6 protein-coding genes are annotated in these 4,174 nt (G+C 67.4%); all 6 read right to left on the minus strand.

From position 1 onward, the window contains the following. On the minus strand, positions 1-564 hold a 564-nt coding region (locus tag ETD86_RS52790), incomplete at its 3' end, for a DUF262 domain-containing protein (RefSeq protein WP_138674142.1). Between the two features lie 148 nt (positions 565-712). Then, positions 713-1,168 (minus strand): hypothetical protein, encoded by a 456-nt coding sequence (locus tag ETD86_RS52795; RefSeq protein ID WP_138674143.1) that lies wholly within the window; start codon positions 1,166-1,168, stop codon positions 713-715. A 257-nt stretch (positions 1,169-1,425) separates the two neighbouring features. Next, the gene (locus ETD86_RS52800) at positions 1,426-2,619 is read right to left on the minus strand and encodes a hypothetical protein (protein ID WP_138674144.1); all 1,194 of its coding nucleotides are present in this window, start codon (positions 2,617-2,619) and stop codon (positions 1,426-1,428) included. A 99-nt stretch (positions 2,620-2,718) separates the two neighbouring features. Continuing rightward, positions 2,719-3,216 carry a hypothetical protein gene (locus ETD86_RS52805; protein WP_138674145.1) on the minus strand — a complete coding sequence of 166 codons (498 nt, stop codon included), beginning with the start codon at positions 3,214-3,216 and terminating at the stop codon, positions 2,719-2,721. Between the two features lie 103 nt (positions 3,217-3,319). Further along, entirely contained in the window at positions 3,320-3,865 is a 546-nt protein-coding gene (locus tag ETD86_RS52810; protein WP_138674146.1) for a hypothetical protein, read from the minus strand. A gap of 5 nt (positions 3,866-3,870) precedes the next feature. Then, positions 3,871-4,174 (minus strand): hypothetical protein (locus ETD86_RS56445; protein ID WP_170223786.1); only part of this gene is annotated, 304 nt, incomplete at its 5' end.

Below are 4,174 nucleotides of genomic sequence, written 5' to 3' on the forward strand. Positions count from 1 at the left end.
GGCGCGGGCCAGGTCGGCCTCCTGCTGCTGCGTGCCGGAGCCGTTGACCAGCAGGAAAACTTCCGCTTCCTCGCGTAGGGTGCTGACGCGCGCCTCGCAGACGGGTATCTGGGCCATCCGCATGAAGCGTCGCTGTCCGACGATCGTTAGCCCGTTGAAGCGGACGTAGGGGCCGTCGTTGTTGGTGTCCTCAACGGTTTCGATCTGGTCGCTGGGGAACCAGGACGCAGGGACGGCGAAGTCGCCGTTGTACCAGGCGATCGCGGTCAGCGTCCTCTGCTTGCCGTCGATCATGGCGTAGGCCGGGGTCCGTTCGCCGTCGCGCTCCCATGCGCTGGTCATGCGGTCGTTGATGATCATTGCGGGGATCGGCAGTCCGAGCAGCCACGACTTCACAAGTGCAATCCGTTGGTCGAGCGTCCACACGTCGCCGCGCTGGTAGGGCGTGTCTAGGAGGAGGTCGCCCTCCTGGACGAGTCTCGCCAGGCCGACCGCCTCACGGTTGGTCGCGTTGAGGCTGCGGTGTTCAAGCGGCCGATCGGTCTGGCGCGTGGTGATGGCCATGAGCGTCGTCACACTCCTGCGTGGGCTGGGCTTCGGATAGAGGTTGTTCTGGTGGTTGAGGCCGCGGGGCGTGACTGAGCAGCACACTCGCTCAATATCTAGTACATGATGGTTAATTTCAGAGGCAGCGGGGGCTACTCCTGCCGGGTTAGAGATTGGGGTAGAGGAGGGTCCAGGCGGCGAGAGGGAAGAGGATGCTGCCGCGCTGAGGGTGGAGGGCGACGGCGCGGTAGACGATGTGGCCGCCGTCGCGGGGGCTGCTGCCGTGCGGGTCACCCTCGCCCGTGAGCTCATGCAGGCGTGGCAGGCAATTCAGGTCGATTTGGCTGGCCTCGCGCACAGGTGTGGCGCTGTTGCGGTAGATGCCGAACTGGACCGCGGTGTCGGTGGGCAGCTCCGCCCATGCGGTGACGGGTTCGGCGGTGCAGTCACCCGAGAAGGGGTCCTCGTGGATCACGTGGACCACGCGATAGACGGCCACGGCAGGCTGCTGGCCAGCTTGGAGGGCAGCGCGCTGCGCCTGCGACCAGAGGATGACGCGGCGGATGTGGTGCTCGGTGGTGCTGCCGTCGGTACTGCGGTAGCCGTATTGGATCGTGTTCATCGCGGTCGCCTCTTCCTCGCCATCCGGAAAACTCCCCTTACTTGCACAATAAAAAGTATAGGAATGTTAATTATCGGTCAAGCGGGTGATCGGCGACCTTGGCTTCGGTTCGGCAGCACCCCGAAGCAAGCGGCCGCCCTGTGACGCGATCCCTGTGACGAGAGTCGGGCCCGGCCAGGCGGTTCCCCGGCAATAGCAGGGGGCGGAACCCGTTCATCAGGTTCCGCCCCTCGCTCGGGCCCGTGCCCGGCGCCGGTTCAGCTCCGGCCGGCGTCGGGTGCGTCCTCGCCCTGGCGCTTGGCCTCCGGCTTTGTGGCGACGGGGCGGCCCTCGGCGCGCCACTTCTCCAGGAAGGGCTCCGGGTTCCACCAGCGGTGCCCGCGCTCGTCGGTCACGTGCGCGGTCAGCTCGCCCTTCTCCCGCCAGGCCCGCGTCACATCCTTGACCTTGTCGGGAGTTGTGCCCAGCTCGCGGGCGAGCCGTGCCGTCGTCCACCGGCCCTTGTCGTCTTCGCCTTCGGCCACAGCCTGCCCGAGCTTCTGCAGGCCGTTCCACCAGGCGTCCGCAGCGCCTGGGTTGTACCGGTATCGGCCGTTCTCCACGAGATGCTCCGGCGTGACGCCCCGGGTAGCAGCTCCGCGAAGCCGCTCGCGTACGACTCGCGCCTCAGCCCCCCATCGCTCGGCCAGCTCGGTGACGCTCAGCCAGTCGAAGCGGTTCTTCTGCCACCAGCGCCGCGTCGTCTCGACGTCGTAGAGCATGACGCGGCCGCGGCCTCGCCGGGAGATCGGGCCGGGGCCTACGCTGGCGTCCGCGTACTTGATCCGGGCGAGGAACTTGTTCAGGGTCGTGCCCAGTCGGGCGGCGACCTCTGGGGCCGGAAGCATCTCCCGCCCAAAGGTGTCGTCGGCATCGGGCTGTTCACCGGCGTGGGCTTGTTCGCCAGCGTCCGCGGCAGGCTTGGTCTCCGTGACGATCTTGGCGGCCCTTTCCAGATCGCGACCGACCAACGGCATGTTGAGACCGGTGGCCGCCACAATGGCGGCCTTGACACCCCGGCTGCGGCCGAACTCCGCGGTGTAGTGCTGGGCGAGGGCGGCCACGTGCCGTGCGCGCTCATCCATCGCCTTCTCCAGGTCGCTGTCGATCTTCGCGATCTGCTGCAGTTGGGCGTCGATGATCGCCAGTGCCTCATCCTCGGTCCAGTCGGGCAGCTCGAGCGGCGCGTGAGGCTTGATCTCGTTGTGCCACATGGACCGGGTCAGATTCGCGCGACGCATCACGGCCTCGGCCTTGTTCTTGTGAACGAGGACCAGCACCAGCGCGGCCAGGTCGCGCGGGTGCGTGGCGTCGGTGTGCCGCGCACGCACCTGCATGACCTTGCCGTGTGCCTGCTTCGTCTTGTTGGCCAGCGTGCTCGGCGAGCGCCTGCGTGATGTCGTTGCAGCCATCTGGATCAATCCTTAGTAGTGTGGGACGCTAAAGGTTCCTCCCGCTATTGGTGACGGGCGGTGGACACACCTAGTGTCCACAAAAATAGTACAGGATAATTAACTCGCGGGGGAAGTCAAACGGTCACTCAGCGATGTGGAATCCGACACAGAGGCGTCAACGTCGCCCGACAGATTCCAGACGCGCACTATGACCTGGCCATGCTTCACAATCGCGCCAAGCCTCGGGTCCGGCCCGAGCAGGTGCTTGTCGTCGTCGTCGCGGAGCAATCCAAACCGTAACCGCCCAGCCAGCTGCTGTTTCCTGCCTTCCTTCGAAGGAGCGATCAGCCCGTCGATGATGGCCTTGTAGGTCGGCTGCAGGTTCGCTGGGTCACGTACCCGACGATCCGGCGGGCAGTAGACGCCCTGCACGTACGCGCGCTCGATCGTGGGAATCTTCTGCTGCAGCAGGAGCAGCCACGCCGTCTCTCTGAACGCCTTGGTGATCTTGGCTGCGGTGCGCCAGTGCAGCCGGTGGTTGGCGTTCAGCACCTTCATGCCGGCGGGCATGCGGATCTCCCAGTCGGGCGGGCGAGCGCCTTCTTCTTCGAACACGCTGCGGTGTCTCCTTCGTTGCTTCTTGGACGGCGGCGAGCGGCGCTCGCCGCCGGCGGCTGGCGTAGCTCTTGGACCGGGGCCGCGCCAGCCGGTGGGTTCGCTACTCGGCCGACTTGGCTGCGACAGTGTGGCTGCGCAGGAGCGCGGTGATGATGGTGGTGGCCGCATGGAAGCCCGGCCAGGAACGGTCGGTGTCGAAGTCGCCCTGCGTGCGGAGGTGGTGGATGATGCGCTGCACTTCGGCGGGGTCCGGCTCCGCGGCCTTCTGCGCGGCGTCAGCGAACGCCGCGGCGTTCAGCATCGTCGTCCGCGGGTCGGCGGTGCGCACTTCCACGCGCGCGCATGTCCCGCAGGCGGTGGCGAGCTGAACTCGGCCCGCGACGATACTGAGCTGGCCAAAGACGGTGTTGACCGGCTGGCCGTAGGCGGCGGTGTCGGACGGAACGGGCAGGGCGATCGCGGTGGAGGACGCGGAGCGGGCCTGGTCCAGGGCTTCGGCAGCGGCCTCGAATGGCCTGCATCTGATCTCGCTGGCGTCGTCGGCGGGACCGCTACGAACGCATCCGGGGCCGCACGACTCGCCGTTGCGCAGATGGTGGAGCAGTTCAGCGAAGGCGGCGCGCAGCGGCAACACGGGGTTGAGCACGGGCGTTACTCCTGAGCGGTGGCGGTGGCGGTGACGGTCGTGGTCACGGTGACGGGCGGAGCGCAGTCGTAGGTGTCGTCCGGCAGAACGTCGTCGAGATCCCCGTCGTGAGCGGGGTGGTGGCGGGTGTGCCAGGTCGGGGTGGGCTGGACGCGGTACGACGTCGCCGAGCTGCGCGGCCGGGTCTGCGCCGGGGTGGCGAAGCGGCCGGAGCGGCTCGTTGTCGTGGCGGCGTCGTCGTGGTTGCGGTCGGCCGGGCGGGTGTGGTGGCCGGTGGCATGAGCCGGGCCCTGTCTCTTATACACCTCT

The sequence above is a fragment of the Nonomuraea turkmeniaca genome (assembly GCF_005889735.1).
Lineage (GTDB): Bacteria > Actinomycetota > Actinomycetes > Streptosporangiales > Streptosporangiaceae > Nonomuraea > Nonomuraea turkmeniaca.